At 64.6% G+C, this 18,541-nt stretch carries 7 protein-coding genes and 1 pseudogene; 5 read left to right on the forward strand and 3 right to left on the reverse strand.

Features of this window, described 5'->3' with window-relative positions; genetic code table 11:
* The first annotated feature begins 125 nt into the window (after positions 1-125).
* A complete protein-coding gene (locus C2L66_RS09090) occupies positions 126-1,160 on the forward strand; it encodes a quinone-dependent dihydroorotate dehydrogenase (RefSeq protein WP_060600488.1) in 1,035 nt (344 codons plus the stop codon).
* Between the two features lie 55 nt (positions 1,161-1,215).
* On the opposite strand, the gene lepB is transcribed toward C2L66_RS09090, so the two are convergent.
* The 3 genes from lepB to C2L66_RS09105 form a co-directional block, all read right to left on the reverse strand.
* Positions 1,216-1,905: a signal peptidase I gene (lepB, locus tag C2L66_RS09095; protein WP_060602638.1), complete on the reverse strand. Its 690-nt coding sequence runs from the start codon at positions 1,903-1,905 to the stop codon at positions 1,216-1,218.
* 157 nt (positions 1,906-2,062) lie between these two features.
* Complete coding sequence (locus C2L66_RS09100; protein WP_060600486.1) at positions 2,063-3,067, reverse strand: Gfo/Idh/MocA family protein; 1,005 nt, start codon at positions 3,065-3,067, stop codon at positions 2,063-2,065.
* Positions 3,068-3,205: 138 nt separating this feature from the next.
* Positions 3,206-3,916 carry a FadR/GntR family transcriptional regulator gene (locus C2L66_RS09105; protein ID WP_036004805.1) on the reverse strand — a complete coding sequence of 237 codons (711 nt, stop codon included), beginning with the start codon at positions 3,914-3,916 and terminating at the stop codon, positions 3,206-3,208.
* Between the two features lie 872 nt (positions 3,917-4,788).
* Here C2L66_RS09105 and C2L66_RS09110 point away from each other — a divergent pair.
* From C2L66_RS09110 to C2L66_RS09125, 4 genes and pseudogenes are all read left to right on the forward strand, one after another.
* Positions 4,789-5,031, forward strand: a pseudogene (locus C2L66_RS09110) (acyl carrier protein); the annotation flags it as partial.
* A gap of 1,040 nt (positions 5,032-6,071) precedes the next feature.
* On the forward strand, positions 6,072-6,806 hold the full coding sequence (locus tag C2L66_RS09115) for a Crp/Fnr family transcriptional regulator (RefSeq protein ID WP_036004799.1): 735 nt from the start codon (positions 6,072-6,074) through the stop codon (positions 6,804-6,806).
* 377 nt (positions 6,807-7,183) lie between these two features.
* Positions 7,184-7,987: a 4'-phosphopantetheinyl transferase family protein gene (locus C2L66_RS09120; RefSeq protein ID WP_233444894.1), complete on the forward strand. Its 804-nt coding sequence runs from the start codon at positions 7,184-7,186 to the stop codon at positions 7,985-7,987.
* 627 nt (positions 7,988-8,614) lie between these two features.
* Positions 8,615-18,538, forward strand: coding sequence for a hybrid non-ribosomal peptide synthetase/type I polyketide synthase (locus C2L66_RS09125; RefSeq protein ID WP_060600480.1), 9,924 nt, complete (start codon positions 8,615-8,617; stop codon positions 18,536-18,538).
* The last annotated feature ends 3 nt before the right edge of the window (positions 18,539-18,541 follow it).

Raw genomic sequence — 18,541 nt, forward strand, 5'->3', positions numbered from 1 at the left:
ACGCGGCGTCGCGATTTCGCTGCTGGCGGCCTGTCCAGACGGGCTTCAACACCGAAACGTCGATAGCCGGCGCGCCGAACCGTTAAAATAGCGGGTTCTCATTTTCAGCCGCCAGGCGCCCCGCCGTGTTCAGTTCCCTTTATCCGCTCGTACGCGCCCAACTCTTCCGCATGGACGCGGAAGACGCCCACCATCTCACCCTGCGCGTGCTTGGCGCGGCCGGACGCACCGGCATCGCGGGCGCGCTCGCGCCGCATGTGCCCGATTCGCCGCGCACCGTGATGGGACTGACCTTCAGGAACCCGGTCGGCCTCGCGGCGGGTCTCGACAAGGACGGCGCGTGCATCGACGGTCTCGCGGCGCTCGGCTTCGGTTTCATCGAAGTGGGCACCGTGACGCCGCGCGCGCAGCCGGGCAATCCGCGCCCGCGCATGTTCCGTCTGCCGCAGGCGAATGCCGTGATCAACCGGATGGGTTTCAACAACGCGGGCGTCGACCAGTTCGTGAAGAACGTGCAGGCCGCGCGCTATCGCGGCACGCTCGGGCTGAACATCGGCAAGAACGCCGACACGCCGATCGAGCGCGCCGCCGACGACTACCTGTATTGCCTCGAGCGCGTCTATCCGTTCGCGAGCTACGTGACCGTCAACATCTCGTCGCCGAACACGAAGAACCTGCGCCAGTTGCAAGGCGCGGACGAACTCGACGCACTGCTCGCCGCGCTGAAGGACAAGCAGCAGCGTCTGGCCGACCTGCACGGCAAGCTCGTGCCGCTCGCGCTGAAAATCGCGCCGGATCTCGACGACGAGCAGATCAAATCGATCGCCGATACGCTGTTGCGTCACCGGTTCGAAGGCGTGATCGCGACCAACACGACGCTCTCGCGCACTGCCGTGCAAGGCCTGCCGCACGCCGACGAAGCGGGCGGCCTGTCGGGGCGTCCTGTGTTCGATGCATCGAATGAAGTGATCCGCAAGCTGCGCGTCGAAGTCGGCAGCGAGGTGCCCATCATCGGCGTGGGCGGGATTTTCTCGGGCGCGGACGCGCAGGCCAAGCTCGATGCGGGCGCATCCCTCGTGCAGCTCTACACGGGCTTCATCTATCGCGGCCCTGCCCTCGTCGCCGAGTGCGCGCAAGCGCTTGCCGGTCGCCGGGGCTGAGCCACGAACCGGCGGCGCGCGGACGAACGGCTAGCGGTGCATCGGTAGAGCAACGCTAGCGCGCCGCCAGCGCATCGAGCCGTGCGCCGAACCGGTCGAAGCGCGGCTCGTAGAAGTGATCCGGGTCGAGCGAAAACGCGACGCGGCGCGTGCGGCCCATCAGCTCTTCACGCGGAAAGAAACCAAAATAGCGCGAATCCGCGCTGTCATCGCGATTGTCGCCGAGCATCAGATACTCGCCCGCGGGCACCGTCACGGGGTCGAACGAGCGGCGCGGGCTAGGCGCGACTTCCGAGAGCCGCACGACATGCGCGACGCCCGCGAAACGCTCGGTCAGATAGTCGCCGGGCGAAGCGGCGTCGCCGGGCAGCGGCGCGAGCGCCAGCGGCTGATAGCTCGCCCGCACGCCGTTCACGTACAGCACGTTGTCGCGCATCGCAACGATGTCGCCAGGCAGGCCGATCAGGCGCTTCACGATCAGTTCGTGCGCGGCGGATGAATCGATCGTTACGATGTCGCCGCGCTGCGGCTCATGCAGATGCGCGATGGCAATGTGCGTGAGCGGCACGCGCAGATCGTAGGCCATCTTGTCGACGAGAATGCGGTCGCCCTCGCGGATGGTCGGCAGCATCGAACCGCTCGGCACGACGTTCCAGTCGGCGATCGCGCTGCGAAACAGCACCATCAGAACGATAAATGCGACGAGACTCTTGTACTCGCGCCACAGCCGGGCCAGCATGCGCATCATCGCGCTCCTCGAAACAGCATGTCTACGGAAGGAAAATGAAGCCGGCCGGCCTGGTGGTCAGGCGCGAACCGGGCCGAACGCACCGGCGCCCGCCTGCACCCACACCCGCACCGGCCGTGACGATCGTATCATTGCGCGCACTCGTCCCGCAGCGTCACTCGCATGGAAACCTGAGACCCAGTGCCGCGCGCGCCGCATCGGCCATCTCGATCATCTGCCGCGACTTCGCGTGCGTCATGATGGGACTTTCGAGTTCGCCCCGGCGAACCAGTTCGCAGAAGTGCGCGGTCTCGTAGTTCAGGCCGCCGCCTTCGAACGGCGCATCGAGCTCGACGACGCGTCCATCCACGTAGCGCACCGTCGCGCGCGCCGGGTTCCACCAGTTCTCGTGAATCGTGACGTGACCCAGCGTGCCCGCGATGAACGCATCGCCCTTGCCGAACAGGTCCAATCCGCAAAAGAGCTGCGCGATGCCGTTCTCGTGGCGGCTGTTGAGGCTCGCGAACGTGTCGACGCCCGTCCGCCCGAGCCGTCCGAGCGTCTGCACGTCGAGCGGCGCGCCGAGCCAGTCGACGGCGAGAAACATCTCGTAGATGCCGATATCGAGCAGCGCGCCGCCCGCCTGGTCGAACGACAGCGACGGATGATCGTCCGGCACGCCCGGCACCGAGCAACCGGCCCGCACAAGGCCGATCGCACCGATGGGATCGGCCGCCAGATGGGCGCGCAGCTTTCTGTAGAGCGGATAGAACGGCGGCTTCATCGCTTCCATGAAGAGCCGTTGCGACGCGCGCGCGCTGGCGATCACGCGATCGAGCTGCGCCGCGTTGACCGTCGCGGGCTTTTCGCACAGCACATGAATACCGGCCTCGAGCGCGGCCGTCGCGTAGTGCGCATGGCTGTCCTGCATCGTCGCGATATAGAGCGCGTCGATGCCGCTTTGAAGGAGTGTGTCGAAGCTGTCGAACGCCTGTGCGCCATGTTGCTGCGCAAACGTTTCAGCGGGAGCGCGGCGCCGCGACCAGACAGACGTCAGTCGCGTGTCAGGGACATGCGCGAGGCTTTGCGCGAAACGATGGGCGATGCGGCCTGTGCCAACGATGCCCCAGCGTACTGTCGCGGGATGCCCGGAATGGTGGTGGGTTGCTGCGTTATTCATCGGTCGCAAAAAGGGTGTCCGTCCAGTGAGTGACAGCCGACATTGTCGCCGATGTCGCGTATCACTTCGTCGGACTCGCCTTCGCACGGCCTCGCGTGCTGCCTGGTCACGCTGGTACTGTCTTTCTCCTGCCCGGCCTCAGGCCGCCGCGTCCGGCATGGCACTGCTCAGGCGGCTCATCGAGAAATCGATCAGCGCGATCGCCGCCGTTTCCGCTTCCTTCGCATCGTGCCGCTCGATCGCGTCGACCACCCGCGAATGCAGCCGCACCGTCTCTTCCCATGCGCTCTGCGGCAGATCGACGAGCGGCTTCAACGCGGACAGCGCGCCGCGAATGATGGCCGCCATCTGCTGGAAGAACTGGTTGCCGCTCGCAATCACGATACGCGTATGCAGTGCTTCATCCGCAGTCTGATGCCCGGGCTCGCCGGGCGGGCTGTTGCGGAAAGCCTCGAACGCATCGCGGATCGCGGCGATGTCCGAGGCGTTGCCGCGCGTGGCCGCCTGCGCAGCGGCGCGCGGTTCGATCAGCACGCGGAACTCGATCACGTCGCGCAAGAACGTGGGATCGGGCTTCGCACGAAAGCGCCAGTTCACGACGTCCTCGTCGATCATGCGCCAGTCGTGCATCGGCCTGATACGCGTGCCGATCTTGGGCCGCACGTCGAGCATGTGACGGGCGAGCAGCATCGACAGCGCCTCGCGCATCACCGTGCGGCTGACGTCGAATTCCTTCGACAATACGTCTTGCGGCGGCAACACCGCGCCGTACTTCTCTTCGACGATCCCGGTCACAAGACCATCCATAACCTTGCTGACCAAGGAACGTTCTTTATTGGTTTGTTCCATCATCCTTCTCCCCGATGCGGCGTTTCTCGCCTGCGATGAATGTTGATCACGTGCCCTCGTGTCATTTGTTATTTTGCGAACATTACGTTGCTTCGCTTTATCTGAATACGCCAGTCGGGAAATTACTCGACAGGGTATTCCCTCCGATCAATTGTTTCTTTCGTGTAACGCGTCGTGAAGCGAAGTCAGCAGTACATCGCAGCCAGCCTGCGCGAATGGGGAAAAATTGCATTGAAAGTACTGTACTCATACGTCGGATAATCCCTTGCGGTTACATTCGTTACGTTTGTTACCGATCGAATCAATTAGCAGTCCGCATGCAAATCGCCCGGGCGTATCGTCTCTCACCGTTTCCGTCCATTCGATTCTTCCGGCCCGCTTATCGAGCGTATGGCAAAGCTTCTTTCCGATTTGCGCTTCTGTATCCTCCTCTCTATAGCGACTCGTCATCCCGTGCAATGATGCATCGCGCTCACCCGAATCACCCATGACGTCCATCACGCGTCAATGCTTCGATGCAACACATCTGAGCGCCATTGGAACCGATCTTCAGCGTCCCTCTCTGTACGTGTACACACACTTTCTTCGCGCTTTGAGATCAATGTAACCCGTGTGCCGGACACGGCGCAGCGCCATCCCTTTCTGCTTGTCGACATCGGGAATCTGTCTGCTGTACGGCCGCGCGCCTGCACTCTCGCGTTTCCGTGTGGCAACGCACTGACGCCGGCGCGTCGCAATCCGTTAAATAGATTCAACCGGCGCCCCCGTCGCGATCGACCATCCTGGATCATCGACGGGCTCTGGCAACCGCAAGCCTATACGCCGGACCTGAGCCACTAGCGGCTGGCCTACACCCATTGAGGGCTGCGCTCATGAAAACGGTACTGCGACGCATTCTTTCCGAATGGGCACGGCTCGACGTGCCGCCCGACATGCTCGCCGACGACGCAGACCTTTATGCAGCCGGCCTCTCGGCAATCGGCACCGTGCAGCTGATGCTATCGATCGAAGACGAATTCGACATCGAGATCCCGAACCGCATGCTCACGCGCGACGTATTTTCGAGCATCGAGTCACTGGCTGCGGCCGTTACCGAATTGCAGGGCGCGCGAAGCGGCGGCAGCCTGAACGCGCCGCTCATTCAGACGGCCTCGGTGGGAACGTTCTCGCCCGACGCGTTGTAGCCGCCGCGCTGACCGCGACGGCACACGCTAGCGGGCGTGTTTGCTGCCGTTGCAGGACTGATCGGTCCCGGCGATTCTCATCAATGAGACAAACCGGACGCGGACCGTGCAGGTTGAAATAGCCCGGTCACGTGAAGATACCGTCAACGTTGCCCATTTGAGTTGAGGCACGCGCTCGCCAGTGACGCTACGGGTAGCGCGTTGCATCACAACGCGTTCATTTGCATGACCGCAGCGCTTCACGCGCTTCGCCCATATCGCGGGCGCACAGTACCGAGAAGACAAAGTACGGGTACTCAGCGCAACAGGCGCGATGTGCTGCCGCAAAAACGTTTGCGCATCCCAACGGCTTGCTGCCGCCCATCCAACTGAAGAATGACGGAGCGCGCCAACACTCGCGCTCGAGCCGTTGGAATTCGTACGACACAATCGCGCTGCAAAAATCCCGCTCTCCTCCAAAAATCGGTTTTCGGTGCGGCAGCACACTAAATTCATGGAACACATCTGAATCAAATCGCGTTCAGCGCGGAATCACTCTTCGGTGGGCGTTTCGCCCGTGTTTCACGCCTGATCGGGCTTAACAGGTCATTGCCAGGCTATTTTCAACCCATGCAAAATCAGTGAGTTAGCTTGTATAACTTAAGATGAATTCTCGAATCCGCCGACAAATGCCATTGTGCAGTTTTGAAACAAAACGATACGTTTTAGGCGATTCGACGAAGTTGCTCGTCACGCTGCGCCGCACCAGCGCTCATTTTCCAGTCGTTTGGCACAGTCCTCGCTAGATGGTGGGCGCAGTGAATTTGCCAACGTCGATGCAGACATTCACAACAACGGCATCGATGGATGGTTGACGGGGCTGGTCTGTACGTATCTCGCCGCAAGCCAGGCGGCAAGACATCGGGAAGCGTGCAGCGCCGGGTTAAAAAACAAGGGGTCGTGCAGGGCACGGCTTCATGCGAGGACCGATCATGTTGACGCTTCAATCCGATCTGCACGGCAATCATTTGCTCGGCGCATTGCCGTCCCATGAGTGGCAGGCCATTGCCCCTCATCTCGAACTCGTTCATCTGCGCACGGAGCAACTGCTGTGCGACTCGGGACAACGTATCCATCACGTCTACTTCCCGACCACGGCCATCATCTCGATGCTGTCGACGATGGAAGACGGCGGTTCCGTCGAAATCGCCGCAGTGGGCCGCGAAGGCATGACGGGCGTGCCCGTGCTGACGGGCGGCGAGACCATGCCGAACCGCGTGCAGGTGCAGTGCTCGGGCTTCGCGTACCGGATGACGGCGCAAGCGCTGCGCCAGCAGTTCGCACGCTCGGATTTCCTGCGTCGCCTGATGCTGCTCTACATGCACGCCCTGCTCACCCAGGTCGCGCAAACGGCAGCCTGCAACCGGCATCACTCGTTGAACAAGCAACTTTGCCGGTGGCTGCTGATCGAAGTCGACCGTGTCGCATCGGACGATCTGTCCGTCACGCAACAGCTGATCGCCGACATGCTCGGCGTACGCCGCGAAGGCATCACGGAAGCGGCCGGCAAGCTGCACAACGACGGCCTGATCCATCACAGCCGCGGCCACATCCGCGTGCTCGATCGCAAGGGTCTCGAAGCGCGCGCCTGCGAATGCTACGGCCTCGTGAAGCGCGAGTTCGACCGTCTGTTGCCGCGCCTGCGTGAAGCCGAAACGGTAGGTTGAAGTGTGCAGCTGCGCGATGGTGTGGACGGACTCGATTGCAGGTCGCGGCGCGCGGGTTTGCAATCGACAGCTTTGAACGGTTCCGTGAAGAGATAGCGTGCGGCGTCAGCACTGGCCTGACGATCGCACGCGATCCTGTTCGACCTCGTGACGTTGCGCGCCTGCGCATCAACCGGGCGACATCGCGTCAAGCGGATGTACCCGGCTGTGAAGTGCGGCGAAGAACATCGGGTTGCAATTTTGATTCAATCTCGGACCGCCTTGCGTTCGCCGCAGTCGAGGCCATCTAACCTCGCCAATCTATTAGCAATCCATATTTACTTAATGGATCGAAACTGGCGGGTCGCGGATGAATTCGGACGAACGGAGCGCAGACCATGTCGTGGCTGATCGCCGATGAGGGATGTCAGCCCGCTGATGTCGATCCTGTAGAATCGACCAGCCCTGCGCCCGTCGAGTCCAGACTTTCCATGCCCTCTTCTCTCCTTACGCGCCCCTCTACGCAAGAAGTGCATGTCTGGGAGTGGGACCTCGATGCCTGCGCCGACGATTTTGAACGGCACTGGGAAACGCTATCGGAGGAAGAGCGCGAGCGCGCCAACCGGTTCCGCTTCGAACGGCATCGCCGTCGCTATGTGGCAGGCCGGGGCGAACTCAGGCAGCTTCTTGGCCGCTATGTCGGGTTAGCGCCATCGGCGATCACGCTTGGCTATGGTTCGGATGGCAAACCGTTCTGCGCGAGCCAGCCCGCTGAATGGCGGATCTGCTTCAATCTCAGCCACAGCGAAAATGCAGCGGCGCTCGCCGTCTCGAACGGTTTCGAGGTCGGCATCGACGTCGAACAATTCCGGACGATCGAAGAGAGCTTGCCGCTCGAAGTATTCTCCGCGCGGGAGCGCGCGCAATTCGCCGCCTTACCGGACGCGGAACGGCAGAACGTCTTCTTCGAAAGCTGGGCGCGCAAGGAGGCCTGCCTGAAGGCGCTCGGCACGGGCTTCATCCTGCCACCGACCCACTTCGAGTTCGATCTTTCCATTCACGGCGACACGACACCGCGCCTGGTCGGCGGCGAAGCGGAGGAAGCGACGCATTGGCGCATTTGTGCCCTGTCATCGCGTCCCGGCTGTGCGGGAGCGGTGGCAGCACGACGCACGAACTGGTCGATCGTCAAAATGAACTGACGGACGGCAGCTGCAGGCACGCAGCGCGGACATTGCTCCACCTGTAGCGCCCTACGACTTCCCCGTTCGCATACATCGCAGTACCAACTAAATATTCCAACGAAAGGTACGACTGTCCTATTGACTGGCGAGCATAGCCAGAGCGCGTCCGCACGCACGAGCATGCTGAAGCACGGGCCTGCCGGGCAAGCATCCATTTTCGTTTTCCGTCATGCCGTGACGCAGTTTCGCCACGCGCAACCCGACCATCAACCGTTGACCATCGCGTCGAAGCGACCGTCGCTCTGCCGACGTTGCGCCTGCTGGCACACCCATTCCCGCGACGGGATGCAGGTCAGGAGCATCACACGATGCACCTGTTTGCGGCATGACGCGCGGCTTGGCGCCATTCCGTACGAACTCCTCTGCGCAATGTGTTGTTGCGACGCCCGTGTGTGCGACGGCGTACGGATAGGCATCCCGCAGGAGTTTAACTTTCACTTACCGCAAATTTCGCGTTTGAGGCGTGGGACACGCGTGGACAGCCACGTGCTGCCCGCGCTTCCCGTAACCGGCCCCGCAACATGAGCGCCAAGCGCCACGCGGGGCTCAGTTCAATTCCTTCATCACACTTCTGGAGACCGGCAGATGTCACATAGAGATGGATATTTGAGCGACTTGCCGGGCGGCGCAGGTCATGCACCTGGCGTAGCGGCGCGCTTCGATGCCGTATGTGGCGAGTTTGGCGATCATGTCGCTGTGATCGACCAGACGGGTGAAGAACAGTATGCCGCCCTCGGCGAGCGTTCGGCCCGCCTCGCAAGCGTCCTGACCAGCATGGGCCTGGAGCGAGGCGATCGTTGCGCCATCATGGTTCCGCGCAGCCGGGACACGCTGGCGTTGATGCTGGCCATCCTGCGTCTGGGCGCCGTCTATGTGCCGCTGGACCCTGCCTATCCCAAAGCCCAGCTCGATTTCATCGTTGCCGATTGCGCGCCCAGGCTCATCATCGCGGAAGGGGCGGCGCTTGCCAGCGTGGGCGACCTGAATGGCGTGATGATCGATCTGGCCGAAATCGTGGCATCGTCGGCAGTTGTCGATCCCGCTCCGCTGCATGCGACGGGTCCCGACGACCCTGCCTACATCATGTATACGTCCGGCTCGACGGGCAAGCCCAAGGGCGTGATCGTTCCGCATCGCGCGATTCTGCGCCTCGTGCGCGATCAGACCTTCACTGCCCTGTCGCCGCAGACGCGCTTCCTCAACCTCGCGCCGCTTGCCTTCGATGCAAGCACGCTGGAGATCTGGGGTCCGCTGCTGAACGGCGGCAGCGCCGCGATCATCAACAAAGTCCAACCTTCGCTCGACACGATCGCCGCCGACATGGCGCGGCTCGGCGTCACGAGTGCGTGGTTCACGGCGGGCCTCTTCAATGCGCTCGCCGACTATCGGCTGGAGGCCTTTCTGCCGCTCAAGGAAGTGCTGACGGGCGGCGACGTGCTGTCGCCCGTGCATATCCGCAAGGTCATGGAGGCCCACCCCGGGCTGCAGATCATCAACGGCTACGGGCCGACCGAAAACACGACTTTCACCTGCTGCTACCGCATTCCGCGCGACAGCGAGGCATCGGCACAGGGCGAGGCGATTCCCATCGGTGACGCGATCGCGGGCACGCGCGTCTACATCGTCGACGACAAGCTGGTTCCCGTCAGCGACGGCGAAGTCGGCGAGCTCGTCACGGGCGGCGACGGCGTGGCGCTCGGCTACCTCAATCGCCCCGAACTGACGGCGGAAAAATTCATCGACGACGTCTTCACGCGGAGCGGCAAGCTCTACCGCACGGGCGACCTCGTGCGCCGCCGCCCGGACGGCGCCATCGATTTCCTGGGCCGCAACGACCGGCAGATCAAGATCGCGGGCAAGCGCATCGAGCTGGATGAAATCGAGCATGCACTGCGCGTTGCGCCCGGCGTCGCCGATGCGGCCGTGGCGGCATTCGAAGGCCGCAGAGGCAAGTCGATCGCGGGCTTCGTGAAGGCCGATGCCGCCGATGCCGCACGCTTCCTCGACGCGTTGCGCGCGCATCTGAAGGCTGCCATTCCCGATTACATGGTCCCGGCGGAACTGCGTGTCCTGCCGGACTTTCCGTTGACGCCGAATGGCAAGATCGACCGCAAAGCCCTGCTCGCGGGACTCGACACGCCCGCCGCAGCGCCCGCCGAAGCCGGGCCGGTCGACGACGACATCGCCGGAAAGCTGGCGGCCGTGTTCGAGGGGCTGCTCGGCAACCCCGTCGATCGCCGCTCGAACTTCTTCGATCTCGGCCTGCGCTCGCTCGATCTGATGCGGGCGCATGCCATCATCGCGCGCGACGTGTCGGCCAAGGTCGCGCTGGTGGACCTGTTCCGGCATCCCAACGTCGAGGCGCTGGCCACGCATCTGCGCGACGCGCTCGGCCTGGCGCAGCAAGGCGCCATCCGGCGGCGCCGGGACGTGCAAGACGGGGCTATCGCCGTCGTCGGCATGTCCGGACGGTTTCCCGGCGCGCGCAATGTCCGCGAATTCTGGGCGAACGTCCTCGCGGGGCGCGACTGCATCACGCATTTCGACGTGGCGGAACTGGAAGACAGCTTCGACGACGGCTCACGCCGCGAGGAGCGTTATGTGAAGGCACGGCCGATACTCCAGGACGTCGACCGTTTCGATGCCGGCTTCTTCGGGGTGCTGGCGCGCGAGGCCGCGCTGACCGACCCGCAACAGCGCCTGTTCCTGGAGATCGCCTGGGAGGCGTTCGAGGATGCCGGCTACGATCCGGCGACGATCGCCGGTGCCGTCGGCGTGTTCGCCGGCACCTCGATGAACACCTACTTCCTCAAGCACGTCCTGACCGATCGTGGCGTGATCGACGAGTTCACGAGCCAGTTCCAGATTGGCGAGTATCAAAAGCTGGTCGGCGCGGGCGATTTCGTCGCCACCCGCACCGCCTACAAGCTCGGCCTCAGAGGGCCTGCCATTTCGGTCCAGACGGCATGCTCCACATCGCTGACGGCGATCGGCCTCGCGGTCGAGAACCTTCGCGCCGGACGCTGCGACATGGCGCTGGCGGGCGGCGTATCGATCACCTTCCCGCAGAAGCGCGGCTACTTCTACGAAGAAGGCGGAATGGGCGCGCCCGACGGCGTTTGCCGCCCGTTCGATGCCAGCGCCCGCGGCACGGTGTTCGGCAGCGGCGCGGGCGTGGTCCTGCTGAAACGTCTCGACGATGCCATCGCCGACGAGGATCCCATCTATGCCGTAATCCGTGGTGTCGGCATGAACAACGACGGCTCCGACAAGGTCGGCTTCACTGCGCCGAGCGTCGACGCACAAGCCCGCGCGATCGCCATCGCGCACGCCGAGGCGGGCATCGATCCCGCCACCGTCGGCTATATCGAAGCCCACGGGACGGCGACGCCGCTCGGCGATCCGATTGAATTCGCGGGCCTCGTGCAGGCATTCCGCCTGGGGGGCGTCGAAGGCGGCCAGTTCTGCGCGCTCGGCTCGGCGAAGGCCAACGTCGGACACCTCGACGCGGCAGCGGGCGTGACAGGTTTCATGGCGGCGGCGCTCGCGCTGCGCGATCGTACGTTGCCTCCCCTCACGCATTTCCATGCGCCGAACCCGGGCATCGACGTGACGAACAGCCCGTTCTTCTTCAACGAGGCAGCGCGTCCCTGGGCGGATGGCCCGACGCCGCGCCGCGCGGGCGTGAGTTCGTTCGGCGTCGGCGGAACGAACGTCCACGTGGTGCTGGAAGAAGCGCCGCATCGCATCGACGCATCCGAGCAGCAAGACGGGCTGCAGATACTGCCGCTTTCGGCAAGGAGCGCAGCAGCGCTCGAACGCGCGAAGGCCAATCTTGCCAGCCATCTCGCAGCCAATCCCGGCGTCTCGCTCGCCGACGTGGCAGCGACGCTGCAAACGGGCCGCCGCGCCTTCACGCATCGCGCCGTGGTGATCGCCGAGAGCGCCGATCAGGCCCAGGCGAAGCTGCAGAAGGGCGCCATCGAAGCACAGGCCCCGCAGGCCGCGCCGCCCGTCGTCTTCATGTTCCCCGGGCAGGGCTCGCAATATCCGGGCATGGGTGAAGCGCTCTATCGCACCGAGCCTGTCTATCGCGAATGGATCGACAAGGGCGCCGAAGCGCTGGCTGCGCACGTCGGGCTGGATATCCGCACGCTGATGTTCAGCGATACCCCGGAAGGCGACGATACCCCGCATCCCATCCGTTCGACGATCTACGCGCAGCCGGCGCTGTTCCTCGTCGAATACGCAGTGGCGCAGTTGTGGATATCGCGCGGCATCAAGCCGGCGGCGATGATCGGCCATAGCGTCGGCGAACTGGTCGCCGCCTGCGTGGCCGAGGCAATCGCCTTCGAAGACGCGCTGTACCTCATCGCGAAGCGTGGCGCGCTCATGCAGTCGGCCGAACCGGGCGCGATGCTGGTGGTGCGTTTGTCCGAGGCCGATCTGAGGCCCATGCTGCCCGCCGATGTCGATCTGGCCGCGATCAATGCGCCGACGCTCAGCGTGGTGGCGGGCCCGTTCGCCGCCATCGAAGCGTTCGAAGCCACGCTGAAAGCCGGCGATATCGAGCATCGGCGCCTGCACACGTCTCACGCCTTCCACTCGCGCATGATGTCCGGCGTCGTCGAAGATCTGGCAAAGCTCGCCGATACCCTTTCGTTCGCACGCCCGAAGATTCCGTATGTGTCGTCGGTGACGGGGCAATGGGCTTCAATGGATCAGCCCGTGCCGGGACGTTACTGGGCCGGACATTGCCGCGACGTGGTGCGCTTCAGCGACGCGCTCGCCACGGTGACGGCGGAAGGCGAGCCGCTGCTGCTCGAAATCGGCCCCGGCCGGACGTTGACCACCTTTGCAATGCAGGGATTGCCCAAGGACCGGTATCTGGGCGCGATGGCCTCACTGCCCGATTTCGCGATGCGCGACCGCGAGCTTGCCGTTCTCGCCGAAGCGACCGGGCGGCTGTGGTTGAACGGGCTCACGCCGAACTGGAAAACCGTCCAGCCGAAAGCCGCCCGCCGCATTTCGCTGCCGACCTATCCGTTCGAACAGGAACGGCACTGGATCGACGCCCCTGCAACTGCCTCTTCACGCAACCTCACGACGCAAGCCGCGGCGATTGCCGCTCCAGCCTCGTCCGACGCCATCACCACCCTCTCTCAGACCGCCATGACCCAAACCGTCCAAATCGACCGCAAACCGCGCCTGATTGCCGAACTGGCCGCTCTTCTCGCCGAGATTTCCGGTGAGGCGCCCGATACGTCCGACCCGAACATGACCTTCTGGGACCTCGGTTACGACTCGCTGTTGATGGGACAGGTCTCCCGGCAGCTTCGCCGTCGCTACGACGTCACGGTCAGCTTCCGGCAGATCATGAGCGACTATCCGACGCTGCCTGCATTGGCCGAGTTCCTCGACGGCGCTATGCCGCCCGATCCCGAACAGCCGGCCGCAGCGCCCGTTGCCGTTGCCGCGCCCGTTGCCGCACCCGTTGCCCTTACGGCGCCCGTCGCGGCCGCGCCCATCGTGGCCGCGCCTGGCTTCGCCGCACCGGCAATGGCGGCAGCCCCGGCCTCGGGCGATATCCAGTCGGTGATCCGCGACCAGATCGCCGCGATGCAGTCGTTGATGGCGCGTCAGCTCGACGTGCTGCAAGGCGCACCGCTGGCCGTCCAGCAGCCTGCCGCCGCCGTGCAGGCAGCGGCAGCACCCGTGCAAGCCACGGCGCCCGTGCCCGTCGCGGCAGCCGCCGCGCTCAAGCCGTCCGCCGGCCCCGAAATCAAGTTCGAGGAAAACCGCCCGACGCGCTTCACCGCCTACAAGCCAGGCGCGACGAACTCCGCGCAGATGACAGATGCTCAGACCGCGTTCATCGCGGACCTGACGGCGCGCTACTCGGCGAAAACACCGACCTCCAAAGCGCGTACGCAGTCCTACCGTGCCGTGCTCGCCGATCCGCGTACGGCGAGCGGCTTCCGCGAGGAATGGAAAGAGCTGGTCTATCCGATCGTTGCCCAGCGCTCCAAGGGGTCGAAGATCTGGGACGTCGACGGCAATGAATACATCGACATAGTCAATGGCTACGGCCAGACCGCGTTCGGCCATACGCCCGATTTCGTGGTGGACGCCGTCAACGCGCAGATGGCGGAAGGCTTCGCGATCGGACCGCAGTCCCCGCTGGCGGGCGAAGTCGCGCAGATGTTCGCCGACATGACGGGGCATCAGCGCGTCACCTTCTGCAACACCGGCTCCGAAGCCGTGATGGCGGCGATGCGCCTCGCGCGCACGGTGACGGGCAAGGACAAGATCGTCTGCTTCGACGGCGACTATCACGGCCAGTTCGACGAAGTCCTCGTCAAGCCGGGCAGCGAGGCGGGCGTCCCGCGTGCCTTCCCGCTCGCCCCCGGCATCCCGCAGAACTCGGTGGGCAACATGGTCGTGCTGCCCTACGCCAGGTCCGAAAGCCTCGAATGGATCAAGGCCAACATCGACGATATCGCCGGTGTGCTGTTCGAGCCCGTGCAGTCGCGTCACCCCAATCTGCGGCCGAAGGAATTCGTGCAGCAGCTGCGCGACATCACGGCGGCCAATGACTCCGCGCTGATCTTCGACGAGGTCGTGACGGGCTTCCGCGTCCACCCCGCCGGCATGCAAGGCTACTGGGGCATCAAGGGCGACATGGCGACCTACGGCAAGGTGGTCGGCGGCGGCCTGCCCGTCGGCGTGCTGGCCGGCAGCGCCCAGTTCATGGATGCGCTCGACGGCGGCCAGTGGCAATTCGGCGACGCATCGGTTCCCGAAGTCCCGCCGACCTTCTTCGCCGGTACGTTCGTGCGCCACCCCGTGGTGCTGGCAGCGATGAAAGCCGTGCTGCTGCATCTGAAGGAAGCCGGCCCGGCGCTGCAGGAAACGCTCGCCGCCCGCATGGACGGGCTCGTGCAACGCATCAATGGCCATCTGGAGAAAGTCGGCATCGCGGCACGCGCCGAATCCTTCTCGAGCTGGTTCTACGTCAGCTTTGCGGGCGAAGACCGTCTGGGCAGCCTGTTCTATCCGTATATGCGCTACCTCGGCGTGCACATCATGGAAGGCTTCCCCTGCTTCCTGACAACCAGCCATTCGGACGAGGACATCCGCAAGATCGGCGACGCGTTCATCGAAAGTATCGCCGCGCTCCAGCGCGTCGGCATTCTCGGCAGCGCGCAGGAGGCCCCGGCTGCCGTGCCGCAGGCCGAACCGTTGCAACTCACCCAGGCGCCCCTCACCGAGCCGCAAAAAGAAATCTGGCTGTCGGCTCAGCTGGGCAACGAAGCCTCGCTCGCGTTCAACGAGTCGTTCACGCTCGAACTGAACGGCAACCTGAACGAGGCCGCGTTCGAACGCGCCTTCGCGGCCACGGTGGCCCGCCACGATGCGCTGCGTGTGCACTTCTCGCGCGTCGGCGACACGATGTTCGCGGACCCGGCGACGGCCGTTCCGCTGGAAAAGATCGACCTGTCCGGCCACGCCGATCCCGCCGGGCAACTCGCGTCGATCATCGATGCGGAAGCCCGCGAGGCGTTCGATCTCACCCGCGCGCCGCTCGCCCGTGCCGGGCTCGTGCGGCTGGAAAGCCAGAAGTGGGCCTTCGTGTTTACCGCCCATCACATCATCTGCGACGGCTGGTCGATCAACATCATCCTGCGCGATCTGTCCGCTCTCTACGCGGCGGAAGTGTCGGGCGTCAAGGCGGAACTCGACGAGGTGCAAAGTTTTCTCGCCTTCGCCAAGGCGCAGGATGAAGCCGGCGTCGACGCGGACACGCGCGAGTTCTGGATGAACCTCCATCGCGAGCCCGCGCCGCAGCCCGATTTGCCCGGCGATCGTCCGCGCCCGGAACTCAAGAGCTTCAGCGGCGCGTCGACGACACGCCATCTGGGAGCCGACCTTCTGAAGCAGGTGAAGACCGCTTCGTCGAAGCAAGGCTGCTCGCTGTTCGCCACGCTGTTCGGCGCGGCCCAGGTGCTGTTCGGCCGCCTGTCGAACAACGACGATGTCGTGATCGCCGCGCCGATGGCTGGCCAGTCGCAAGCGGGCGAAGCGCTGCTGGTCGGGCACTGCGTCAACTTCCTGCCGCTGCGCGTCAGGTTCGACCGCAACCAGCCTTTCGCCACGCACATGAAGGCGGTGCGCGATCATCTGTACGACGCCGGCGACCGGCAGAACTACACCTATGGCGCGCTGGTGCGCGACCTCGGCGTCAAGCGCGATCTCAACCGGCTGCCGCTGACCGATCTGCAGTTCAACCTGGAGAAGGTCGACGGCGAACTCGACATGGCGGGCGTGACGACGCGCTTCACGCCGAACGCGAAGGCGTATAGCAACTTCGATCTGTTCCTGAACGTCATCGAATCGGCAAAGGGTCTGCGTCTGGATTGCGACTTCAACACCGACGTCTATGACGAAGCGACGATCCAGCGCTGGCTCGGCTACTACGAAAACCTGCTGGGCGCGATTGCCCGCGATGCCGGCACCACGATCGCCGCACTGCCCCTGCTCAACGATGCCGAGATCCACTATCTGCGCGATGAACTGAACGACTCGCAGCGTGCCTACGATCTCTCGCAGACGACTCCCGCGATGATCGCCGCGCAGGCTCGTCAGACGCCCAATGCGCCGGCCGTGTCGGACGAGGTCCTGCGCCTGAGCTACGGCGAGCTCGATGCAAGCGCCAGCCGGATCGCCCGCAGTCTCGTGGCGGCAGGTATCGCGCCGCGCGGACGCGTCGCCATTGCAATGGACCGGAGCGTGATGACGGTAGCCGCCATGATCGGCGTGTGGCGCGCCGGTTGCGCCTACGTGCCGCTCGACATGACGATGCCGCCTGCGCGCCTGCGCCAGATCCTCGACGGCGCCGACATCGCCGCCATCCTCACGGATGGCGCAAGCCGGGCCGTGCTGGAACCCGGCGCGCACCGCGTGCTGGACCTGGAGACGCTGCTTGCGCAACACGACGACGCAGCCGTGACGTTGCCTGACGTATCGGATGCGGACTCGGCCTACGTGATCTTCACGTCGGGCTCGACGGGCCAGCCCAAGGGCGTGGAGATCGGGCATCGCGCGCTGAGCAACTTCCTGCTGTCGATGGCGCAAGCGCCGGGCTTCACGGCCAGCGACCGGATCGTCGCCGTCACGACGTTCTCGTTCGATATTTCGGGTCTCGAACTGTTCCTGCCGCTGATCGCGGGCGGGCAAACCTTCATCGCAGGCCATGCCGAGGTGCGCACCGGTTACGAGCTGGTGACGCGGCTGAACGAGCAGGCTGCCACCGTGCTCCAGGCGACGCCGTCGCTCTGGCGCATGCTGCTGGAAGCCGGCTTCAAGGTCCCGCAAGGCTTCAAGATCCTGTGTGGCGGCGAGCCGCTGCCGCGCGATCTCGCCGACGCGCTGCTGGCGACGGGCGCGGAAGTGTGGAACCTCTACGGTCCGACGGAAACGACGATCTGGTCGTCCGCTTCGCGTGTCGTGGCGAACGGCGCAGTGGTGATCGGCGCGCCCCTCGCGAATACGCAGCTGCATGTGCTCACCGACGACCTGCATCTGGCGCCGCAAGGCGTGAGCGGCGAACTGTGGATTGGCGGCGATGGCCTCGCAAAGGGCTATTTCAACCGCCCCGATCTCACCGATGCCGCGTTCAGGCTGGTGGCGATCGAAGGCGCAGCGCCGTGCCGCCTCTACCGCACGGGTGACCTGGCCAAACGCCTCGCCGATGGCTCGCTGCAGCACCTCGGCCGTCGTGACCAGCAGATCAAGCTGCGCGGCTTCCGCATCGAGATCGAGGATATCGAGGCTGCGTTGCGCAAGGCGCCCGGCGTGGCCGCCGCTGCCGTCGCGCTGCATACCGTCGGCGACAGTCCGCGTCTGGTGGGTTACCTCGTCGGGACGGCCTCTGAGAAGAGCGACCACGCAGCCGTCGCCGCGCACGTGGCCGGACAATTGCCCGCGTACATGGTGCCGACCCTGTGGATGACGCTCGACGCCCTGCCGCAGACCAGCAACGGCAAGCTCGATCGCAAGGCCCTGCCCGTGCCGACCGCGGACATGGTGGCCACGCCCGTGCGTCCTGCGCATGCGGCGCTCAAGGTGGTGCCGCCCGCTCCGATGCCGATCGAACCCGTGGCCGCCGAGGCCATCGTGATCGAGCCCGTAACGGCAGCACCCGCCGCCATGACGCAGACGCAGTCGACCATCGCAGCGATCTGGGCAGACGTGCTCGGCCTCCAGCAGGTCGGCCTCGACCAGCAGTTCTTCAGCCTCGGCGCAGACAGCCTCCAGCTGTTCCGCATCGTCGCGCGAATGAACGAGCGCGGACTGGGTGTCGATGCGCGTCAGCTCATGAAAAATCTGACGATCGCCGAACTGGCGGCGAGCCTCGACGGCCCGCCGGCAGACGAACTGATGGCGGCGCCTGTGGTCGCCCGTCCGTCGATCCTCAATTTCAAGCGCAGAGTCGCCGAAGGAGTCTGAGCG

Source organism: Paraburkholderia caribensis (assembly GCF_002902945.1).
Lineage (GTDB): Bacteria > Pseudomonadota > Gammaproteobacteria > Burkholderiales > Burkholderiaceae > Paraburkholderia > Paraburkholderia caribensis.